This is a genomic window from Psychrobacter sp. H7-1 (genome assembly GCF_904846585.1).
Lineage (GTDB): Bacteria > Pseudomonadota > Gammaproteobacteria > Pseudomonadales > Moraxellaceae > Psychrobacter > Psychrobacter raelei.
Map to the genome: position 1 here is coordinate 17,763 of NZ_CAJHBH010000029.1, position 20,198 is coordinate 37,960.

Annotated in this window: 20 protein-coding genes; 11 read left to right on the top strand and 9 right to left on the bottom strand. The window is 45.2% G+C overall.

Going from position 1 to position 20,198, the window contains the following annotated elements:
• Positions 1 to 79 precede the first annotated feature (79 nt).
• From pheT to rpmI, 4 genes are all read right to left on the bottom strand, one after another.
• A complete protein-coding gene (pheT, locus tag JMX92_RS09270) occupies positions 80 to 2,491 on the bottom strand; it encodes a phenylalanine--tRNA ligase subunit beta (protein WP_201545316.1) in 2,412 nt (803 codons plus the stop codon).
• Positions 2,492 to 2,599: 108 nt separating this feature from the next.
• Positions 2,600 to 3,727, bottom strand: coding sequence for a phenylalanine--tRNA ligase subunit alpha (gene pheS / locus JMX92_RS09275; RefSeq protein ID WP_227535315.1), 1,128 nt, complete (start codon positions 3,725 to 3,727; stop codon positions 2,600 to 2,602).
• A gap of 236 nt (positions 3,728 to 3,963) precedes the next feature.
• The gene (gene rplT, locus JMX92_RS09280; RefSeq protein ID WP_007394884.1) at positions 3,964 to 4,320 is read right to left on the bottom strand and encodes a 50S ribosomal protein L20; all 357 of its coding nucleotides are present in this window, start codon (positions 4,318 to 4,320) and stop codon (positions 3,964 to 3,966) included.
• Between the two features lie 82 nt (positions 4,321 to 4,402).
• Positions 4,403 to 4,600, bottom strand: coding sequence for a 50S ribosomal protein L35 (gene rpmI / locus JMX92_RS09285; protein ID WP_011961529.1), 198 nt, complete (start codon positions 4,598 to 4,600; stop codon positions 4,403 to 4,405).
• 481 nt (positions 4,601 to 5,081) lie between these two features.
• On the opposite strand from rpmI, the gene hisIE reads away from it, so the two are divergent.
• The 4 genes from hisIE to tatC all read left to right on the top strand — a co-directional run bounded on the left by hisIE (position 5,082) and on the right by tatC (position 8,017).
• Positions 5,082 to 6,011 carry a bifunctional phosphoribosyl-AMP cyclohydrolase/phosphoribosyl-ATP diphosphatase HisIE gene (hisIE, locus tag JMX92_RS09290; RefSeq protein WP_201545317.1) on the top strand — a complete coding sequence of 310 codons (930 nt, stop codon included), beginning with the start codon at positions 5,082 to 5,084 and terminating at the stop codon, positions 6,009 to 6,011.
• Positions 6,012 to 6,131: 120 nt separating this feature from the next.
• On the top strand, positions 6,132 to 6,386 hold the full coding sequence (gene tatA, locus JMX92_RS09295) for a twin-arginine translocase TatA/TatE family subunit (RefSeq protein WP_011961531.1): 255 nt from the start codon (positions 6,132 to 6,134) through the stop codon (positions 6,384 to 6,386).
• Between the two features lie 36 nt (positions 6,387 to 6,422).
• On the top strand, positions 6,423 to 7,187 hold the full coding sequence (tatB, locus tag JMX92_RS09300) for a Sec-independent protein translocase protein TatB (protein ID WP_201545318.1): 765 nt from the start codon (positions 6,423 to 6,425) through the stop codon (positions 7,185 to 7,187).
• Complete coding sequence (gene tatC, locus JMX92_RS09305; RefSeq protein WP_011961533.1) at positions 7,184 to 8,017, top strand: twin-arginine translocase subunit TatC; 834 nt, start codon at positions 7,184 to 7,186, stop codon at positions 8,015 to 8,017. Before tatB ends, tatC begins: the two co-directional genes overlap by 4 nt.
• A 164-nt stretch (positions 8,018 to 8,181) precedes the next feature.
• On the opposite strand, the gene JMX92_RS13675 is transcribed toward tatC, so the two are convergent.
• Positions 8,182 to 8,304, bottom strand: coding sequence for a hypothetical protein (locus JMX92_RS13675; RefSeq protein ID WP_255016728.1), 123 nt, complete (start codon positions 8,302 to 8,304; stop codon positions 8,182 to 8,184).
• 88 nt (positions 8,305 to 8,392) lie between these two features.
• Between JMX92_RS13675 and JMX92_RS09310 the strand changes: the two genes are divergently transcribed.
• Positions 8,393 to 9,910 carry a UvrD-helicase domain-containing protein gene (locus JMX92_RS09310; protein ID WP_201545319.1) on the top strand — a complete coding sequence of 506 codons (1,518 nt, stop codon included), beginning with the start codon at positions 8,393 to 8,395 and terminating at the stop codon, positions 9,908 to 9,910.
• 51 nt (positions 9,911 to 9,961) lie between these two features.
• Complete coding sequence (locus tag JMX92_RS09315) at positions 9,962 to 10,933, top strand: tRNA dihydrouridine synthase (protein WP_110817197.1); 972 nt, start codon at positions 9,962 to 9,964, stop codon at positions 10,931 to 10,933.
• Positions 10,934 to 10,988: 55 nt separating this feature from the next.
• Here the strand turns inward: JMX92_RS09315 and JMX92_RS09320 are convergent, their stop codons facing one another.
• The 3 genes from JMX92_RS09320 to JMX92_RS09330 all read right to left on the bottom strand — a co-directional run bounded on the left by JMX92_RS09320 (position 10,989) and on the right by JMX92_RS09330 (position 13,986).
• Entirely contained in the window at positions 10,989 to 11,414 is a 426-nt protein-coding gene (locus tag JMX92_RS09320) for an MAPEG family protein (RefSeq protein ID WP_201545320.1), read from the bottom strand.
• A 20-nt stretch (positions 11,415 to 11,434) separates the two neighbouring features.
• Positions 11,435 to 11,845: an OsmC family protein gene (locus JMX92_RS09325; protein ID WP_413775378.1), complete on the bottom strand. Its 411-nt coding sequence runs from the start codon at positions 11,843 to 11,845 to the stop codon at positions 11,435 to 11,437.
• 254 nt (positions 11,846 to 12,099) lie between these two features.
• On the bottom strand, positions 12,100 to 13,986 hold the full coding sequence (locus JMX92_RS09330) for an autotransporter domain-containing protein (RefSeq protein WP_201545321.1): 1,887 nt from the start codon (positions 13,984 to 13,986) through the stop codon (positions 12,100 to 12,102).
• Positions 13,987 to 14,603: 617 nt separating this feature from the next.
• Between JMX92_RS09330 and JMX92_RS09335 the strand changes: the two genes are divergently transcribed.
• Positions 14,604 to 15,125, top strand: a complete 522-nt coding sequence (locus JMX92_RS09335) for an RNA pyrophosphohydrolase (RefSeq protein WP_201545323.1) — start codon at positions 14,604 to 14,606, stop codon at positions 15,123 to 15,125.
• 183 nt (positions 15,126 to 15,308) lie between these two features.
• On the opposite strand, the gene JMX92_RS09340 is transcribed toward JMX92_RS09335, so the two are convergent.
• On the bottom strand, positions 15,309 to 16,145 hold the full coding sequence (locus JMX92_RS09340) for an NRDE family protein (RefSeq protein ID WP_201545325.1): 837 nt from the start codon (positions 16,143 to 16,145) through the stop codon (positions 15,309 to 15,311).
• A gap of 220 nt (positions 16,146 to 16,365) precedes the next feature.
• On the opposite strand from JMX92_RS09340, the gene lgt reads away from it, so the two are divergent.
• From lgt to JMX92_RS09360, 4 genes are all read left to right on the top strand, one after another.
• The gene (gene lgt / locus JMX92_RS09345) at positions 16,366 to 17,244 is read left to right on the top strand and encodes a prolipoprotein diacylglyceryl transferase (RefSeq protein WP_110817201.1); all 879 of its coding nucleotides are present in this window, start codon (positions 16,366 to 16,368) and stop codon (positions 17,242 to 17,244) included.
• A gap of 69 nt (positions 17,245 to 17,313) precedes the next feature.
• The gene (gene thyA / locus JMX92_RS09350) at positions 17,314 to 17,946 is read left to right on the top strand and encodes a thymidylate synthase (RefSeq protein ID WP_265089781.1); all 633 of its coding nucleotides are present in this window, start codon (positions 17,314 to 17,316) and stop codon (positions 17,944 to 17,946) included.
• Positions 17,947 to 17,988: 42 nt separating this feature from the next.
• On the top strand, positions 17,989 to 19,224 hold the full coding sequence (locus JMX92_RS09355) for a tyrosine-type recombinase/integrase (protein WP_201545327.1): 1,236 nt from the start codon (positions 17,989 to 17,991) through the stop codon (positions 19,222 to 19,224).
• The gene (locus JMX92_RS09360; RefSeq protein ID WP_201545329.1) at positions 19,221 to 20,147 is read left to right on the top strand and encodes a hypothetical protein; all 927 of its coding nucleotides are present in this window, start codon (positions 19,221 to 19,223) and stop codon (positions 20,145 to 20,147) included. The genes JMX92_RS09355 and JMX92_RS09360 overlap by 4 nt, the downstream gene beginning before the upstream one ends.
• Positions 20,148 to 20,198 lie beyond the last annotated feature (51 nt).

The window sequence follows — 20,198 nt, forward strand, 5'->3', positions numbered from 1 at the left end:
CTTTTAAATAGTCATCATGACCGGGGAGATTTCATAGAGGGTATCTACCAAGCATCCTACTCAGTAGACCCCCACTTTTTTAGCTGTCTCTTAACTGTGCCCCATGCTCAGTTTGTAGTGCAGCAATCACTTTTTGCATCGCATCATTGACCACGTCATCAGATAAAGTCTGAGCAGGGTCTTGCCATACTAAGGCAAAGGCTACTGAACGCATGCCCTGTGGTGTATGCTCACCTTGATAAACATCAAATAACCAATGCTGTTGCAATAGCGCGCCACCAGCTTGGCGAATGCTTTGAGACAAGGCCTGACGTGAAACTTCAGCATCCACCAATAAAGCAATATCTCGGCGCACTTGGGGGAACTTCGATGGGCTAGTGATGCTTTGAACAGCGCGCGCTTGACCCAAAATTGGGGCCAATGCCAATTGCGCCACCCAAGTGCTTGGCAAATCAAGCTTCTGTGCCACACTGGGGTGTAATTGACCCAGCCAGCCCACCACTTCACCATCAATTAACAGCTCAGCACTTTGGCCTGGGTGTAAAAATGCCAACTCACTACGCTGATAGCTGATACGTGATTCATCCAGTGTTGCAGGTAGCAACTGCTCAACATCATGCTTAAGGTCGAAGAAGTCCATAGCACGATTGCTGTGCGCCTGTTCAGGATATACATCACCTGTGGCCACAATAGCTAAGCTTGGCGTTTGCACCAGTTCATCTATGGTAGCCCCCACAAAGCTTAGACCCGTCTCAAAGAAGCGCACCCGAGGCTGCTGACGGTTCAAATTATATTGCACACAAGGGATTAGGCTTGATAGCAAGGTACGACGCATGACGGCTAAATCTGATGAAATGGGATTGGCCAATGCCAATAAGTTACCCAAATTGACGTCATCTAAGATATTTTCAATCTTTTCATCACTAAAGCTAAAGCTGATGGCTTCCATATAACCGGCATCTACCATCGCCAGTTTTAAGCGATGGGTTAAGTCAGCGGTGTCATCATAACGCATGTCCACGCCTAGCTTAGGCAAGGTACTTGGAATATTGTCATAGCCGTAGATGCGGGCAATCTCTTCAATCAAATCTTCTTTGATTTCAATATCAAAGCGGTGGCTTGGTGGCAAGCAATTAAATACGGTACTGCCATCTTGCTCGCTCACTTCAACGTCAATCTCGAGCTGAGTGAGTATGTCAATAATACGCTGTTTTTCTATCTCAATGCCAATAACTTCTGCAACTTTATTAAAAGGCAGCTGTACAGGTGCCCGTTTTGGCAGTTTATCACTGTGTTCAATGACGGTAATTTGACCGGCTTTGCCGTGAGCTATGCTGCTGATTAAATTTACCGCACGGCGCAGCGCCGTCAATGGCAGCTCAAAGTCCACTCCACGCTCGAAGCGCTGTGAGGCATCCGTATGTAAGCCAAACCGGCGAGCACGACCGGCTATGGCCAATTGATCAAAAAATGCACTTTCTAACACAATATTGGTGGTGCTATCGCTCACACTACTTCGCATACCACCCATAATACCCGCTAAGGCCAAGATGCCTTGGTCATCCGCGATAACCAACTCGTCACCTGTCAAAGTCACGGTCTGCTCATTAAGCAGCTCCAGCTGTTCGCCAGCTTTGGCCATACGTACTTGAATATCGCCCACAATCTTATCGGCATCAAAAGCATGTAACGGCTGACCCAGCTCTAATAGGACATAGTTGGTCACATCTACTAAGAAATTGTGTAAACGCTGACCGCTTTGTAATAAGGACTTTTGCATCCAATCTGGTGTCTCAATACTACGGTCAATCTCAAGTACAGGCTGCGCTAAGTAACGTGGGCACGCCTCGGTAGCCTCAACAGTTACTGCTTGTGACGCTTGTACTTCATCGGCTTGAGCCGTAACCTCTGGGGCGGTAATTGGCAAACCATTAATGACGCCAATTTCACGGGCGATACCGCGCACACTAAAGCAATCACCACGGTTTGGGGTAATTGAGATGTCTAATATCTTATTGTCCAGACCCAGATACTCACGAATGTCTGTGCCGATGGGTGCATCATCTGGCAGCTCAAGCAAACCATCTACCACATCAGGCAGATCAATTTCTGATGCCCCGCACAGCATACCTTGTGATTCCACACCGCGCAGCTTGCTTTTTTTAATTTTAAAGCCTTGGCCATCTGCGGTAGGCAGCTTGGCACCGATGGTGGCCACAGGCGCCCGCATACCGACTCGTACATTGGGCGCACCGCAGACGATTTGTAGCGGCGCATCAGAGTTGATATTGACCTGAGTCACTCGTAATTTGTCAGCGTCTGGATGTTGCTCAACACTGATAACCTCGCCCACAACCACACCACTAAAGTCGGCAGCGACCGCTTCGATATCATCAATCTCAAGGCCTGCCATGGTTAATTGGTCGGCCAAAGCTTGGGTATCATTATTGGGGTTTACCCACTCGCGTAACCATTGTTCGCTAATTTTCATAGAATTCTCAAAAAGGCTGTCAAATTATTATGTCTGTTATCGTATAAAGTATTTACCAGATAACCTGCCCTAAAGCATATGGGGTCTCCGGATTTATCAGCGCCGAGCTTAGCCAAACTGGCGTAAAAAACGCACATCGTTTTGGAAGAATAAACGCAAGTCATCAATACCGTAATACAGCATTGCAAAGCGCTCAATACCCATACCAAAGGCAAAGCCTGTATATTTTTCGGCATCAATACCACAGTTGGTCAATACTTTTGGGTGCACCATACCGCAGCCCATCACCTCAAGCCATTTGCCGTTGTCCGCTAAGATATCCACCTCTGCTGAGGGCTCAGTGAAGGGGAAGAATGAGGGACGAAAGCGCACTGTAAGCGGCTTACCAAAGAAGGCAGCTAAGAACTCGTTAATTAAACCTTTGAGCTCAGCGAAAGTGGTACGCTCAGTGACCATTAGCCCCTCTAATTGATGGAACATAGGTGAATGGGTTTGGTCTGAGTCGCAGCGGTAAACACGGCCAGGACAAATAATACGAATTGGTGGCTCACCCGACTCCATCGTGCGAATTTGTACCGGACTGGTGTGCGTACGCAGCAAATAATGGGCATCAAAGTAGAAAGTATCGTGCATGGCACGCGCCGGATGGTGCGACGGAATATTGAGCGCCTCGAAGTTATAATAATCGCTTTCTACTTCAGGGCCAGTCGCCACGTTAAAGCCTGCTTGCATAAAAAATTGCTGCATGCGCTGCGCAGTCATGGTCACTGGATGCAGCTGACCTTTTTGTTGGCCACGGGCCGGCAAGCTGATATCGAGACGCTCTGCATTTAGCTTAGCGGTCAATGCTGCTTGCTCTAAGACTTGCTGCTGAGCATTAAGGCTGTCGGTAATCTGGGTACGCAGCTGGTGTAGCCAGCCGCCCATGGTCTTTTTGGCCTCAGCATCAAGCTTGCCCATCTGTTTTGACCACTGGGTTAAGGCGCTTTTTTTACCGGTTAGATTCACCCGCATCTGCTGCAGATCAGCACTGGTTGCAATCTCACTTACGGCCGACTGCGCCGCTTGAGCGTAGTCTTGCAACTCAGCTTCGGTTAACTCGCTTAAAACATCCGATAAGCTTGGCAAACTGGCGATAAGCTCAGTTAAGCCACGTTTACTCTCAGAGGCCGTATGGGTAGCCGTGCTGTCTTGAGTAGATGAGGTGTTATTAGGTGAAACGTCAGATTGAGTCATGTAAGCATTCTCAGAGTTTGTTAGCTATTGGCGATATGGGCTTAAGACGCCTAAAGTTTATGAAAAATCAGATACTGGCCGCATATTAAGAGCAAGTTTATAAGGCGTGTTTGTATAATAATTATGCTAAAGCCGCTCAAGTAATTGTAAGCAAATAAAACAAAAAAAGCCATCATATGCGATGGCTTCTTTTATAACAATAAAAACTACTTAGTGCTTAATTTGTCTACAATAAATTAAGCTAAGGCAGCTTTTGCTTTTTCAGTCAATGCAGTGAATGCAGCAGCGTCATGCATAGCGATATCAGCTAGTACACGGCGATCGATTTCGATGTTTGCTTTTTTCAGACCATTGATGAAACGGCTATAGCTTAAGCCATTTAAACGTGCACCAGCGTTGATACGAGCAATCCAAAGACGACGGAAAGTACGTTTTTTGTTGCGACGGTCACGATAAGCATATTGGCCAGCTTTAGTTACAGCTTGAACCGCTACGCGATAAACACGTGAACGAGCGCCGTAATAACCTTTAGCGCGCTTTAAGATTTTTTTGTGACGACGGTTTGCTTGAACACCACGTTTTACACGGGCCATAAGATACTCCTAATAAATTGATTTGCCTGAACTTATACTGTCTGTATATTCAATAATATAAGAACTTCGAAAATTAAGTGGGTTAGATGTATGGGCACATACGGCGAACCGCAGCTACATCAGCAACGTGCACCAGTTTAGTACCACGTAATTGGCGAATACGTTTAGGAGACTTTTTGGTCAGAATGTGACGTTTGAACGCTTGTTTGCGCTTGAAGCCGTTAGCAGTTTTTTTGAAACGCTTAGCAGCACCACGTTTTGTTTTCATTTTAACTTTCATAAGAACCTCTTATTCTTTGTTGCCAGCTGAGTGCGTATCTATTAATAGATGACACCTAACTTAACAGCCAAGGGAAAACCTGTTCGTCAGTGGGTGTGTAGCTATAAGCCCTAATAAATCACGGATTATAAATACCATTCCAGCACTGCCTTGAGGTGGGAAGCGCGCATTATATCAGATACTCAGCCTTTAACCAACTAAATTCCTGCGATGGTGCATAAGAAATATGGTAATGATAACAGTGATACAGCGTTTAGCCACACTACAAGCTTCAATCTTGTCATAAAGCTCATTTGCAGCTGTATTAATCGCACCAATCATAGACTACAATGTGATGCCGAGTTGCCTCAAAACCTATATACTAAAACTGATATGTTTATTGTTAAGCCTTTGATACGACTTGGCCGCCTGCTACCCTAGCATACCTTGAGCAGCAAAGACGTCAAGACAACTCATTTAACCAGATATAATAGGGTGCTTTATGTCCTCTCACAATACGCAAACTGCCAAGCCACAACAGATGACAGATGCCAATACCGCTTGGTTAGAACAAGTAACTTTTACCGCTGATGGCCTCATTCCCGCCATTGCACAAGACAAAGACAGCGGCGAAATCCTAATGATGGCTTGGATGAATAAAGAGGCATTGCATCTGACTGCGCAGACCAAAACTGCCGTGTATTTTTCACGCTCGCGCGGTAAGCTGTGGCACAAGGGGGAGAGCTCAGGGCACACTCAAATTGTGCATGACATTCATCTAGATTGTGACGCGGATGTGATTGTACTGACCGTGACCCAAATTGGGGATATTGCTTGTCACACAGGACGCAGATCGTGCTTTTATCGTAAGCTTGACCTATCCGGTGGGGCGCCAAGTTGGCAGACCGTCGCTCCGGTATTAAAAGATCCTGACGCCATCTATGGCACTACTGCATCTGAGGCTGCCAATGATATAATAGCGGCTCAGCATACTTTTCAAGATGACATTACTGACACCTATGCGCAGCCAGCATCACAGACACAAGCTCACAGCGTATTACAACAGCTAGATGCGGTATTAGTGGCGCGCAAAAAGGCCGATGCCAACAGCTCCTATGTGGCAAGCCTTTATGCCAAAGGTCTTAATAAGATTTTGGAAAAAGTAGGTGAAGAAGCAGTAGAGAGCATTATTGCGGCCAAAGACTTGGCTGCGCTAAGCCAGGTGTCTGCACCTAATACCCAAAACTCTGAGCCGCTAGATGAGGTGCAGCAAGCCTTAAGCGATGATTTGATCTATGAGATTGCTGATGTGTGGTTTCACACTTTGGTCACATTGGCATGGTTTAATATCGGGTCCGATCGCATACTGGCTGAGTTGGCGCGCCGCTTTGGCCTCTCAGGCATCGAAGAGAAAAATAGCCGCCCCCATTAAGAGTTAAGTTAATATCTTTATCCCTTTTTCTACCCTTGCTCGACACGTATAGCCATTTATAACACGGCGATTAAGGCAAACCATTAAGTTAAACCACTGAGTTAATAAAAGGACACCACCATGAGCTTATCTCCCATGCAGTTACTAATTATTCTGGGTATTGCACTGTTGATTTTTGGCACCTCAAAGCTAAAAAATGCTGGTAAAGATTTAGGCGGCGCGGTCAAAGGCTTCAAAGATGCGGTAAAAGATGAAGAAGACGCCCACGCCAAAAGCAAGATTGAACCCAAAGTTATCGACCACGAAGCCTCTACGCACCCTGAGGTGAAGGTGGATGAGGTAAAAATCAAAGCTGAAGACACGCATCAATCCTAATCCTTATTTAATACCGTAATAGGATAATAAGCGGCTATGTTTGACTTTAGTTTTTATGAAATGTTGGTGTTCGGCATCATCGCACTCATTGTCTTGGGGCCAGAAAAATTGCCCCAAGCAGTACGTACGGTCGGCACTTACTACTCTAAGTTTCGCCGCACTGTAGGCACCTTGAAAGCTGAGATGGAGGCAGAACTTGATTTGGCCGAAACCCGTCAGCTGATGCAAAAGGAGCTGGAAAAAATTCGTCTTGCCGAGGCTGAGATGCAAAAGGAGATGGACGAGCTGCGCGGTAGTATGAAAGAGTTTGAGCAACAAAAATCGCAGCTACAGCAAACCTTAAACAGCGCAAGCTTTGCCTCCTCTACAGATACCTCTGTTGAAGTAGAGGCATCAAGTACGTTGAGCGATTCTAATCAGACCATCGCTGAAAAGGCTGCCAGCAAACAAAAGGCATCAGAGCGCTTAGAAAAACCATGGGTGCATCCGGTAACCAATGCCACTACGATGGGCCAATCTCATTCAGATTATGCTTATGCACCCTCAGCTGCCACTGCTTATATAGACCCACAAGACCTAGATAGCAGCCAAGCCAACATCACTGATACTGATACTGATACTGATACTGCAGCTCAGCAAAATCAGCTGCCGCTTACCAGACCTTGGGAGAACATGTGGTTTTTGTTGGGAGATTATGACCGAGCCCGGCGGCTACCGCCAGCACCCTTTGTTCCTGACTATAAGGCCATTCCCCTGCTGTATGATACAGCAGCTGGGCACAGCACTAAGGTGGGACCATGAGCTTATTTAAAAACAAAAAAAGCCGCTTTGACACCCCAGCTTCGCTGCTAGACGGTGAAAAAGTGAGCGATAGCATAGAAGACAGTAACAGCTTGGCTGATATGCCCCTAACTGAGCACTTAGTTGAGCTTAGAATGCACCTTATAAAAATCATGGTGGTGGTGGCAGTTATTTTCCTAGCTTTGGTGGGGTTCTCTCGTGAGCTGTATGACTTTATCTCAGAGCCACTTGTTGAGATACTGCCCCATACCTCAACCATGATTGCCATTGATCCGGTGGCCAACTTCATGGCTCCGATCCGCTTAACCTTATTGACTTCGGCATTTTTTGCCATGCCGTTTATCTTATACCAGATTTGGTCATTTGTAGCGCCTGGACTTTATAAGCACGAAAAGCGGATTGCTGTGCCTATTTTATTGTCCTCTATTGTGCTGTTTTATACGGGCGTGGCTTTCGCTTACTTTATCGTATTACGCCGGGCACTGAGTTTTTTGATTACTTTCTCGCCCTCAAGCGTGGTGCCAATGACCGATATCGAAAGCTACTTAAGCTTTGTCACTAAGCTACTAATGATGTTTGGCATTACTTTTGAGATACCGGTGGTGGTGCTTATTTTAGTATTGACCGGTATTGTGTCGGTGGCATCATTAGCGGACAAACGTCGTTATGTGATTGTGGCTTGCTTTGCTGCCGCTGGGGTGATGTCACCGCCGGATGTGCCCTCTATGTTTTTATTGGCCATTCCAATGATTTTATTGTTTGAATTTGGCTTATTGATGGCCAGATTACTGGTAAAAGAGAAACAGGCGGCGCTTAAAGAGGGTGAATAACACATACATGTAAGGCAAATACGTCATTTAGGCTGGGTTAATCTAATGGCTTAAACCCTTAACTGCGCTAGTCAGTCATCCTCCTTATTATCTATGTTGAATCTGTTATAATGACTAAAGCCAGTACACGCTCGCTACTGGCTAGGATACCCTTCATTGATTGTCTAAATACCCTGTGCGCTGATACAGACCTCATACGCTTCGCCTGCTGCCATTGCCTCGTCAATGGTTTTTTTAACGGTAGTATTTAGCCTATGGCTTAAGTAGATACCGGATTTATTCAGCATTATAGTCCTGCCGTATTTAAGTTATGCTCTACGTGCTACAAACGCTTGGCGCCAAAACCCCCGATTTTTTCCATCCATAGGTAATAATATGTCATTAACTGCTCCGTCCGCTCAAATGCCCGCTTACATGAGTGACCCGACCGATGAGCAGTTGGCTGCTTTAAACATGGCCATGGACGGCAAATCCTTTAAAGTCGTGGCCTATGCTGGCGCCGGTAAGACCACCACTCTTAAGCTTATCGGTGAGCGTCTGCGCGGCCGAGGCCTATATTTGGCCTTCAACAAAGGCATCGCCAATGAGGCCAAACAAAAATTCCCAGCTCATGTTGATTGTCGCACCTTTCACTCGCTGGCCTATCGTCATGTGGCGCGCGATATTACTGCCAAATTGTCCTTGCCCAGATTTTCGCCAAAACGTTTAGGCGATGACTTGGGGTTGCATACCGTACAGGTACGCCGGCAGATAGATGGCAAAACCACTTATGTAAACTTGACCCCTGCCCGCCAAGCTCGGTTTGTCAGTGATGCGGTCAGCTATTTTTGTAGTACCCATGCCAGCCATCCCGCACCCCGGCACCTGCAGTTCCCAAGTTGGGTCAGTGCTGAGGATGCGGAGCAATTACGTGAGCGCTTATATCCGGCCGTTGAACAGCGCTGGCTACAATCTACCGATGCATGCCACCCCGCGGGTATTGGTCATGACATTTATCTTAAGCTTTGGGCACTGTCAAAACCTGTGATTCCAGCCGACTTTATCTTATTCGATGAAGCGCAAGATGCTGACCCATTAATGATGGGTATCTTAACTCAGCAGCCGCGTCAGGTTATCTATGTGGGCGATGCGCATCAGCAGATTTATGAGTGGCGAGGCGCGGTAAACGCCATGAAAAAGCTGCCTTTGCCGCAGACATTATTGACCCAATCCTTTCGCTTTGGCGATGACATTGCTGATGTGGCCAACTTATTACTCAAGGCGCTACAAGAGGAGGTGCCACTCAAGGGCAATCCTAATAAAACCTCCACAACCCATAAAACCTCAGGCAGTGCAAAAAAAGACGCCATCTTATGTCGTACCAATGCCGCTGCTATGGCACAGTTATTGGCAGGATTAAAAAACGGCCATAAAGTAGCGCTACAGGCCGACGCCGATAGAATGCTTAAATTCTGTCACGCAGCCGAAAGCTTAAAAGCAGGCAAGTCTGCTTATGGCGTGCCCGAATTGGCTTACTTTTATAACTGGAATGATGTGCAAGATTATGCCGAGACCAATGAAGGCAGTGATTTAAAGACCTTGGTAAAATTGGTCGATGACCATGGCACCGATGTGCTGTCCAAAGCAGTCAACAGCTTAACTGATGTGCGTGATGCCGATTATGTTATCTCTACTGCCCACAAGGCCAAAGGTCTTGAATGGGGCCGAGTACAGCTTGATGATGACTTTTATTATGACGTTACGCCCAATGGTATAAAAATCAGCCCCGAGGAGCTGCGTTTATTATATGTGGCCTGCACCCGAGCACAGGATAATTTAGACATTGCCAATATCAGTGATCTCATCTCTGGATTAAGAGATGGCAAAAAAGTTATCTATAATAAGTCGCCATAAATAAAACAGATACGTTATCATGCCCTCTTTTAGCCCATACGTGTGACCGCCATGTCTTTTTCTGACCAGTTTTTTTCATCGCCTGTCCGTCTTTTGGCGCCCATGGAGGGGCTTACAGACCCACTGATGCGCCAAATACTCACCCAAATTGCCAGCGACTTGGGTCGCCCTTATGATTGGTCGGTCAGTGAGTTTATCCGTATCACTCATCATGTCTTGCCTGAGCATGTCTTTTACCGCTTCGTCCCTGAGCTGTTGCAGTCAGGCACAACCGATAGCGGCACCCCTATTCATGTGCAGCTGCTTGGCAGTGAGCCTAAGCTTATGGGCGCCAATGCCTTGGCAGCCGCTGAGCTTGGCGCACCAGCAATTGACCTAAATTTTGGCTGTCCAGCAAAAACGGTGAACAATCACCGCGGCGGCAGTGTGCTGCTCGATGAGCCACGCCTCATGCGTGATATCATCTCTGCGGTGCGAGAGGCTGTGCCGGCTCACATTCCAGTCTCGGCTAAAATTCGCTTGGGCTATAATGACACCAACAATATCGATGATATCCGCCAAGCCATTGCCGATAGCGGCGCTGACTGGCTGACCATTCATGCCCGCACCAAGACTCAAGGCTATAAGCCGCCTGCTTATTGGGAGAAGATTGTGGCGTTTACTGAGCTACCGATACCCATTATTGCCAATGGCGAGATTTGGAATGCGCAGCACGCGCATCAGTGTATTGCGCAGTCTCATACGTCACATGTGATGCTCGGCCGCGGTGCCGTGACCCGCCCAGATTTAGTGGCCCAAATTGATAACCCAGAAAGCGTTATTGAGTGGCAACATCTGATTGCACATCAAATTGCCTTTTTGCAAGGGGAGGCCAAGAATGACTTGGTGCTTATTGGCCGTTACAAACAGTGGTTAGGTATGCTCAGTAAAGGCTATGTGGAGGCCAAACAGCTGTGGGAGCAGATTAAACGTGAGCGCAATAAGCAGACCATTGTTGATTTGCTACAAGCACAGTTAGGCTAAAAACAGCTCTGGTGTTTAACAAGCTTATTAATAACGCAACCACTTAGCGTAACAATCAGACCGCCATACGCAGTGCTAGATAGAACAGCATAAAGCAGCATGCCATGGATAGTGCCCAGACAATAGAGCGTAACGTGGGCAAATTAACAATATAGGCAATGCCATAGCCCACTCGCAGCACAATATAAAGCACGGCCAAATAGTTAATGACAATCTGAGGCACAAAGAACAGCATGGCCACAATGACTGAGGCCAAAAATATGGGCAGACTCTCAAAACTGTTTTGCTGAGCGGCATTGGCACGAGCCGCTTTACCGCTAAACGTTGCCAGCACTTCACGGGGGTGTGCATTGTCTGCCATACCAAACCCACCGAGTACCTTAGCGAGCAAAGTAAATATAAAAGGCAAGGCACTGGCAATTATCATGGTCCAAATCGCCACGCCGGAAGAATCAGGTATCAGGGCAAAGAACCAACTCATAGGACTGTCCTTTTGGCTTGTTAGCTTGCGACCACTTCAAAGCTGTGGGTAATATTTACGCCGCCTGCGGCCAACATCTTGCTCGCTGAACAGTATTTGTCTGCAGAGAGCTCAACCGCTTTGGCCACTTGTTTTTCTTTAACATCCTTACCGGTCACCACAAAATGCAAATGAATATCGGTGAACACCGCAGGCACTGTATCAGCTCGTACTGCTGAGAGTTCACAGCGCACATCTTCAATGTCTTGACGTCCCTTCTCTAAAATACCCACCACATCATAGCTGGCGCAGCCGCCTAAACCCAGTAAAATCAACTCCATAGGACTGGCGCCATTGGTTTTATTGCCATCCACATCGACGGTTTGACCGGAAGGGGCCGTGCCCAAAAAATGTCTGTCTTTTTGCCACACCAGCTCACCTTGTAACGGCATGGCTTTTGGATCGATGGTAGGAGTTTTGGTGCTCATAGTCAGTCTCTTATCGTTGGGTTTATTATCATTTGTTATTCTTAAACAAAACCAAGCTTAATCGTACCACGCTCTTGTAAGGATGCAAATACGCTTCACGTAATCATTGTCTTCAATTAATCTTATCAGCGGTTTTTGGACTTAAAAATTAAAAAGGCCAGATAGTAAGCTATCTAGCCTTTGTCTTTTATCCGTACTATTGAGGCTATTAGCGCCAATTAAAACGAGCTGCTAAGTCCCACAAACACACTGGTCATATCGTCGTTATCGCCGCTAGAGTGTGATACACCTGCATTGGCATTGATATTACCAAACTGACGCGATAAGCCTAACGTCATACCAAAGCTGTCATCATCAATCTCTGATTGTGGCGTGGTAAATGGCAGATCCGGCTGAGTGTTTAGACGGGCGCTGACCGCTTTACGATTGTCATCCAATTGCTTTTGATAATGCAAATCTCCAAACACATTTAAGCGTTCACTTAAACGGCTGCTGGCTTTAATACCCAAAGTGCCATAAGTGGTATTGTATTTTTGCTCTTCAAACTGCATTGCAATGCCTGTAACTTGTTTTTCACGAATGGCATCTAACGTCACTCGGTTCACCGTGGCGCCCAGATAAGGGGTCACAGTGGTATCACTAAATTGAGCCATATTGGCCATTGGCATGGGGTAACCGGCCTGCACCGTGGCATAGTAGCGCTTACCATCTGCTTGCGACTTAAAGCTTTGCTTTATGTTGTCTAGACTCACTGTCCGGTTTAGATCCATATCGATTTTGCCATAGCCAATGGCGCCATTGAGCTGGAATTGACCCAGTTTATTGCTGTGATACAGACCCACGCCAAGCTCATCTAAATCGACATTATTAAAGCCACTGCGTCTATTGGCATCAAGCTCGGTTTGGCTCATATTGGCATAAATACCACTGACGGCGTCAGGGCTGCCGGCATGATCAAAATCCATACCCAATAATAGCTGAGTATTACCACTGCTATCAAAGCCTGCTGCATCTAAAGAGTTGACATCGGCTGAGGCCCATATTGAAGGGCCGGTATTTTGCTTGGTGTTAGTAGAGCTTTGTCGCCCATTGATGTGTGTCTGCAAACGCTGGTTGGTCGCCAGTCCGGCTTGGGTGGCAATGTGAGGTAATACACCTACTTGACTGGGCGCAGTCACCACCGCATTGGCATAATCGGCAATCATCTGATGGGCGCGGCCTGTGGGATGAACGCCATCGGCGAAGAAATAGCTGTTTTCAGCACCGGCTTCCTTCAAGTCATCTCTACCACATTCAAGAGAGCTGACCGAACCACAAGCAGGCTCATTCATGTTGCTAAATCCATAAGCTGCTGGATTGGCCGCTACCTGCTGCAGCAAGTTAAAGGTGTCTAGTGGAATAACATTGGCGCCTGTCTGCTTAATTCCTGAATAGAGGCCATTGTTGTACTGATCAGAAAGCGACGTACCATATGAGGCAAACGGAGTGTTTACAAAATTGGGGGTCAGCCCCACATCTGGAATATTAGGCACGACAATATAGTTGGCGCCGTTATCATGTAGTTTCTTAATAATTTCTACTTCATCACCCACAGCAGATGAGATGATATTTGAGGCATTACCCAAATCATCTACAACCGCAAAAAGATCATTGGCACCAGTCCATACCGTATATAGACCTTTCGAGTCCACACGATGAGTGGTCAAATAGTTGTCTAGCTGAGTCTTAACTGAGTCTACAGGTATCCCCTCTCTTTCCACATCAATGCCAGTTCTAGCACCGCCAATCGCATAGTTGTTGCCTGATTTTTTATCGAAAATGGTGTTGGCGGTCGAGCTAAGTCCTAGCTGCTCAGCAAATGAGGTGGCCCAAGTATTATCAGGGTTGGTGGTGAATTGACCTGACTCTGCTTTGTCTAATACCGGCTTAAAATAACCGCCATCTGTCAAGCTATCACCAAAAAAGGTGACGCTGCTATAGTCGCTGGCATGGGCACTGCTTATGCCTGCTAATGTAACGGCTAAAATAGCTTGGGATAAGGTCTTTATAGAGGGAGTATACAAGCGCGGCTGTGTGGCTTGTTGATACAGGTGAGATTTAATCATCTTGACTTCCTTGTCATAGCATAAAGTAAACATAAAATAAGGCATGAACAATGCGCCGATCAGCGAAGCACTGTGGTGACACTCTGCATCGCAACCTACATGACCTTCACACTAACAGGGATAATAACCGAGCAATAACAACCACCTTAACATCACTCACCTGGTCGCAACTTTTATTACGGCCATCGCTATTATTGTCGCTTATTATAGTGTACGATTGTACACAACAGTCCAAAAGCTGGCAAATTGTTTCATCCCTAGCAACAAAATAGCACACTCTAATGGATTTGACCCCAAGTTATTTTACTCACTGTGCAGCGTATATTTTTAGGGCTTTCTATTAAGTGTAGCTTAGCGGTTAGTGTGATTTTTTTGGCGCTTAAGCCAATGAATTGGTTGATATTTAAGTGGCTAGGTCATAGATAAGGTGTGAAACATTTTATATCAAAATATGATTACCATTTAACTTGATTTACTGGTTTAATAGAGGTAACGAATTTCAGTCTGTCTGTTTTTTGTTGTTTATTGGAAATTAAAACGATAACAGATATTCAAGCGCAGCTTTAAGGCAGTAGACTGATTTTATTTCAACATTTCTAAATTTTAAGGTTTTCGTCATGATTGATGCAGACGGCTTTAGAGCCAATGTCGGTATCATCTTGGCAAATACACAAGGACAAGTACTATGGGCAAAACGAGTTGGTCATGATTCTTGGCAGTTCCCGCAAGGGGGTATCGATGAGGGAGAAACCCCTCTTGATGCTATGTACCGAGAGCTGTGGGAGGAGGTAGGCTTATATCCTCGACACGTCCAGCTTTTGGCTGCTACTGACAATTGGCTAAGGTATCGCCTGCCCAAATGTTACATACGTCACGGGCAGCATCCTTTGTGTATAGGGCAAAAACAGAAGTGGTTTTTGCTTAAGCTAGATGAGCCGAATACCGAACATATCCGCTTTGACACCGCAAAGCCAGAGTTTGACCACTGGGAATGGGTCAGCTACTGGTATCCGCTGGGTCAAGTGGTTCATTTTAAACGAGGTGTGTATCGCCGTGCGCTGCGAGAGCTGGCACGTGAGTTACCACTTAAAAAGGAATTGATTTTACCTGAGACTAAAAACCATTTGCTTCAGGTTTGATTTCAATAAAGTTTTGCGTTTAATTTGAGTATGATTTAGTTTTTAACTTATTTTTTATGTGAAGAGGCCTGTATCTAGTGATACAGGCCTCTTTTTCGTCTGGTGTTCTTTATCGGTTAGATAGCGTAATACTAAAGAGTAGTTAAGGTTTACAAGGATTATAAAAATCACTCTAATCTGCTGTTATTTTTTAGCCAAATGCGCATACTCGCGGCTCACCAACTGTAGCTCAACACCAGAATTATCTTCATCACCTCTTAGTAGGGTCAAAATACTCTGAGTCCGAGTGCCATAATTGGGTAACTCTGGAGTATCAATACAAATCGAAGATAAGGCTTGCTCTAGAGCAGGGGGCATACCGGTATCAGGTAGCTGTTCATCTGCAGCTTGCAGCGTATCGGTGAGTACGTTCCACGCCGCAGGTAGCCAATACTCCTTATCTGCTTGATGAAACTGTAGGCTTTCGCTGATTAATGGTAGCACCTCTTGACGCACTCTGCCGCGCAAACGCTCAGATTTAAACCAAGCCTCATCAGGCTGACCATTTGAAATAATATGCAGACCACTGTGCAGGGGGGTCGCAGGATAGCCTCTATTGTTCACTAGCACCGCTTGCTTGTCGTCCCCCACTATTAGGTTAAAGCCTGCATAAGCCTGCAACTCTATCTGACGCGCATAAGCCAAAGGCGATAAGTCACCGGTTAAGAAGTTCGTTACCAGCTCCCCCCGTGATCTTTGGTCGGGCGTGGCTTGCACCCCATCTCGAAAATTCAATACTGCCGCCCAGCGTCCGTTTTGACTAAATAGCAGATTTGTTTGTTTCGACGTTTCAGACTCTAAGGGCTGCTGGTGAATGCCCAGCCACGTGCCGCCACTTTTATCATCTCGTCCCCCAAAAATAGGCAAATTCTCCCATTGATGGGCTTGGGTGGTAGGGCGTGCTAAAAACTCATCTCTATTAGACAGCAGGACTAACGGCATCTCATCAAACAGCTGCCAAGCAATGGCGGTAATACACATAGGCTTTCCTTAAAAGGCACAAACAGTACTCTGGATCTTCTACATTATGAGGCAGCCTCACTGATTTATCTATATGATGCGCAATACAAGTCTGAGCCTTTGCTATTTTTTGTGAGCGTAGGCTTACTTTTACTCAACTCAAATACACCGTTCAGTTAATGTCTTACAGGCTGATTTTTGCTATTATGACGACCATCAATTAACCAGGCAGAACTCGCTCATGATGATTCATCCCCAATTTGACCCAGTGGCTTTATCCGTTGGACCACTTCAAGTCCATTGGTATGGCTTTATGTATCTACTGGCCTTTGCGGCCGCTTATGGCTTGGCTTGGTACCGCAGCACCAAGCGTGAAGGTTGGACCACGGATATGGTGTCCGATTTGGTATTCTTCGGTGCTTTAGGGGTTATATTAGGCGGCCGTATTGGCTATGTGTTGTTATACCAATTCGGTGAGTTTTTGGCCAACCCTACCTATTTGTTCAAAGTCTGGGAAGGCGGTATGTCGTTCCATGGTGGCTTTGTAGGGGTTGCGTTGGCGATGATATATTTTGCCCGTAAGTACAAAAAACCCATTTTTAGCGTATTAGACTTTATTGTTCCTTGCGTACCAACCGGATTGTTATTTGGCCGTATTGGTAACTATATTAACGGCGAGCTTTGGGGCCGAGTTTCTGACGGCGGTTACAATTGGTTGACCTACTTTCCGCAAGCGGCCAAGTTTGATTCCGCGTTAATTACCACCAACCCTGCGCTACAGCCTTTAATGACCCAAATTGAGGGTAACTACCTCTTGCCGCGTCATCCCTCACAGCTGTATGAAGCATTCGCTGAGGGTTTATTGACCTTTATTATTGTGTGGTGGTTTTCTTCCAAGCCTCGCCCTCGTATGGCCGTAAGTGCCTTATTCATGCTGTGCTATGGTATCAGCCGCTTTACTATTGAGTTCTTCCGCCAGCCAGATGAAGGCTATTCACTGATCTTTGGTTGGATGAGTAAAGGGCAGCTTTATACCTTGCCGATGATTATCTTTGGCTTAGTATTGATGGTCTTAGCGTACCGCCGTCAGCAATATGACTGGGGCAAATACGCCGCTTAGAAATAATAGATTTTTGCTGTATTAACTGTTTTAGTTCACTTACTTTGTTAATTATTTGACTGTAGACCTATGATAACTTCCAAAAATGAAGCCGCTTATCTTGATTTAATTCGCTATGTGCGTGACCACGGTACCGAGAAGGGAGACCGTACAGGTACGGGCACTCGCAGTCATTTTGGCGCTCAGTTGCGCTTTGATTTAAAAGATGGCTTTCCGCTGTTAACGACCAAAAAAGTGCACATGAAGTCGATTACTTATGAACTGTTTTGGTTTTTAAAAGGCGATACCCATGTCAAATATTTGCAAGACCATGGGGTACGTATTTGGAACGAATGGTCAACTGCGGAGCAAACCGCTCGCTTTGGTCGCCCTGAGGGTGAGCTGGGTCCTATCTATGGTCATCAGTGGCGTAATTATGGGGCCACTAAAGCGGAGGACGGCCGCTACAATCAAGATGGGGTGGACCAAGTTGTTGAGGTAATTGAGCAAATTAAGAGCAACCCCAATTCGCGTCGTTTGATTGTGTCCGGTTGGAACCCAGCCGAGGCGACCCAAGTGGCGCTACCGCCTTGCCATACATTATTTCAGTTCTTTGTGGCAGACGGCAAACTATCTTGCCAGCTGTATCAGCGCTCCGCAGATTTGTTTTTATTATACCCCCATAACAATAATGCACAATACGGAGTAATAGATCGTATATAATGCAATACATAACTTAGTCTATGTATTGAGATAGTGATTATTATGGATGTTAAAGTTTGTTTTGATACAAAGTTAGATTTATCTAAGTCTTGTTTACTCAATGAGATTCCAAATTTATCATTGAACAAAACCGTAACAGTGAATGGTGTTGGAGTATTTGATGATGATGGCAAGATCCTTCCTCTTGTTTCTGAGTATTTGTCGTATCGAACCAAACATCAAATAATCTCTTATAAATCAGCAGTTACTTATGGTAGAAACCTAAGCTACTTCTTAAGTTATATTCGTAGTCGTCCAGATTATGATGACAGTGAATCTGATGAAGTATTTATTACAGTTCCAAAATACGTAATTCAAGAATACCTGACATTTTTAATCCGTGAAGACCATAAGAACTCATCTACTGTTAGAAGTCGAGATGAGACAATACATGCCTTCATCGAATACCTTTGTAGCCCTACAGAAGACCGTGATAAGCTTAGACAAGATAACCCATATAGCGATGGCTTGCTATCAAAACCACCAAAGCGCACACCGATTAGCTCTTGCACACTTGATGACCTTTTCATATTGATTAAATTTACTGATTCAGAACGAGAAAGAGCTTTACTCCAGTTTTTATACGACTCTGGCTTACGTCGTTCAGAACTACCTAGAGTTACTCTTCAAGACTTTAAAGATATTACTAGCCTTAATTCTGAAAAATATATTTCCCGCGATACTGACCTGCCTATTCATCCCGACTATGTATCTTTGAAAGTTAAAGGAAGTAAGGGCCGTGGTAATCAAATTAAGCCACGCTGGACTTTGCTTAGCTTAGTAACTATCAAACGTGTGGAAAAATACCACGCATCTCCCTTGTATAAAAAATACGCTCGTAAATATTTAAAGCCGTCTGAAACACCAGCGTTCCTTAATGCTGAAGGCACTCCTTACACCCCAAATTCAATCAGTAAGCTACTTGAACGTATAAGTAAACGCGCAATCAAACACGGTCGACTCAATCGACTGATTTCTCCCCACAAGCTACGGCATGGCAGCGCTTATTCAATACTACAGTCAAAGGATTTAGGGCCTAACTATGTAGATCGGCTTGCTATTGTGCAGAAATGCTTAGGCCACAACCATCTTAGTACTACACAGATATACACTAATATCCCTCAAGATATCTACAAGAGCATGTGTGACGAGAATGGTTATACATTAACCAAAGCTGAGAAAATGAAGCGCTTATCTGAACAGACACAGTTAAGAATTGGCATTAAGGACATCAAATGAAAAACATTGGAATAACCATTGATGAGATTCATGAGGATTTTCCTGAGCCAGGAACTTTAGGTACAGACTTTAAGAATGTTGAAGAAAAACAACCGATCAAAGACGCCCAAGCAGCTGTTATAGAATGGGTATCGAAAACAGCTGGAGATAAAGAAGCGCTATGGGAAATACCAATTAGTAAAGCGGATAATACTTTAGGCTTCAGTGTAGCTGTTAAGCATATTCAGAGTGCTGTAGGTGTCTCATACTCTGTTGCACAAAAATATAGGGGTCTTACTACTCCTTTAATTGAAAGGATGATCGAAGAAGGTATTCTAGTAATACCAAGTGAAAGCTACGAAGCGGCTGGCATCGAAAACACTAGAAAACTTTTGAATTGGTACAGAAAGCTAACTGTAGAGGAAAAGCACACTTTACCTATTTTCGGCAACAAAATTTCGATAGGAAAAATGTCTCCAGAACAACTACCTATAAAAAAAGATTCCTTAAGATTTAGTGTTGTTAAAGATGCTTGGGAATTCATTCACAAAGACTTAGAAAAAATTGGAATTATTGATCCGAATTATAAAAGCGTTGCTGAAAGAACAAGCGAAGCGAATGTCAATAGAAGAAATCATAGTGAAAGTCAGATAGAGCGTTTTCATAGACTCGCAGCAAGAGAGTTAAATGCAGCTGATGACTTCTTCCTTCCTTCAAAATTAGAACCGTTTATTCAGGTTGAGCAACTGTTTGCTTGTAGTAGTAAAACTGTCTCTTCAGAATCAGGCAAGAGTAATTATAGAATTGCGAGTAGTTCATTTATAGAGTTCTTATCCAAACTGTATGGAAATAAACCCTTTAGAATCGTTGAACCGCCCCGAGTATATCGGAGAGTGGATTACTTGAGTCAGGCAGCTTTGTTTGACTCATTAAGACTATCATAGTATCGTCTCTCAAACTCAAAAGGCGACACATAACCAATCGTACTATGAATG

Bases quoted from the DNA above. Each gene is read 5' to 3' on its own strand.
- JMX92_RS09360 (WP_201545329.1), top strand. From the start codon at position 19,221: ATGAAAAACATTGGAATAACCATTGATGAGATTCATGAGGATTTTCCT.
- tatB (WP_201545318.1), top strand. From the start codon at position 6,423: ATGTTTGACTTTAGTTTTTATGAAATGTTGGTGTTCGGCATCATCGCA.
- JMX92_RS09310 (WP_201545319.1), top strand. From the start codon at position 8,393: ATGTCATTAACTGCTCCGTCCGCTCAAATGCCCGCTTACATGAGTGAC.
- rplT (WP_007394884.1), bottom strand. From the start codon at position 4,320: ATGGCCCGTGTAAAACGTGGTGTTCAAGCAAACCGTCGTCACAAAAAA.
- pheS (WP_227535315.1), bottom strand. From the start codon at position 3,727: ATGACTCAATCTGACGTTTCACCTAATAACACCTCATCTACTCAAGAC.
- tatA (WP_011961531.1), top strand. From the start codon at position 6,132: ATGAGCTTATCTCCCATGCAGTTACTAATTATTCTGGGTATTGCACTG.
- JMX92_RS09335 (WP_201545323.1), top strand. From the start codon at position 14,604: ATGATTGATGCAGACGGCTTTAGAGCCAATGTCGGTATCATCTTGGCA.
- JMX92_RS09325 (WP_413775378.1), bottom strand. From the start codon at position 11,845: ATGCCGTTACAAGGTGAGCTGGTGTGGCAAAAAGACAGACATTTTTTG.
- JMX92_RS09315 (WP_110817197.1), top strand. From the start codon at position 9,962: ATGTCTTTTTCTGACCAGTTTTTTTCATCGCCTGTCCGTCTTTTGGCG.
- JMX92_RS09355 (WP_201545327.1), top strand. From the start codon at position 17,989: ATGGATGTTAAAGTTTGTTTTGATACAAAGTTAGATTTATCTAAGTCT.
- rpmI (WP_011961529.1), bottom strand. From the start codon at position 4,600: ATGAAAGTTAAAATGAAAACAAAACGTGGTGCTGCTAAGCGTTTCAAA.
- JMX92_RS09340 (WP_201545325.1), bottom strand. From the start codon at position 16,145: ATGTGTATTACCGCCATTGCTTGGCAGCTGTTTGATGAGATGCCGTTA.
- hisIE (WP_201545317.1), top strand. From the start codon at position 5,082: ATGTCCTCTCACAATACGCAAACTGCCAAGCCACAACAGATGACAGAT.
- JMX92_RS13675 (WP_255016728.1), bottom strand. From the start codon at position 8,304: ATGCTGAATAAATCCGGTATCTACTTAAGCCATAGGCTAAATACTACC.
- JMX92_RS09320 (WP_201545320.1), bottom strand. From the start codon at position 11,414: ATGAGTTGGTTCTTTGCCCTGATACCTGATTCTTCCGGCGTGGCGATT.
- JMX92_RS09330 (WP_201545321.1), bottom strand. From the start codon at position 13,986: ATGATTAAATCTCACCTGTATCAACAAGCCACACAGCCGCGCTTGTAT.
- thyA (WP_265089781.1), top strand. From the start codon at position 17,314: ATGATAACTTCCAAAAATGAAGCCGCTTATCTTGATTTAATTCGCTAT.
- pheT (WP_201545316.1), bottom strand. From the start codon at position 2,491: ATGAAAATTAGCGAACAATGGTTACGCGAGTGGGTAAACCCCAATAAT.
- lgt (WP_110817201.1), top strand. From the start codon at position 16,366: ATGATGATTCATCCCCAATTTGACCCAGTGGCTTTATCCGTTGGACCA.
- tatC (WP_011961533.1), top strand. From the start codon at position 7,184: ATGAGCTTATTTAAAAACAAAAAAAGCCGCTTTGACACCCCAGCTTCG.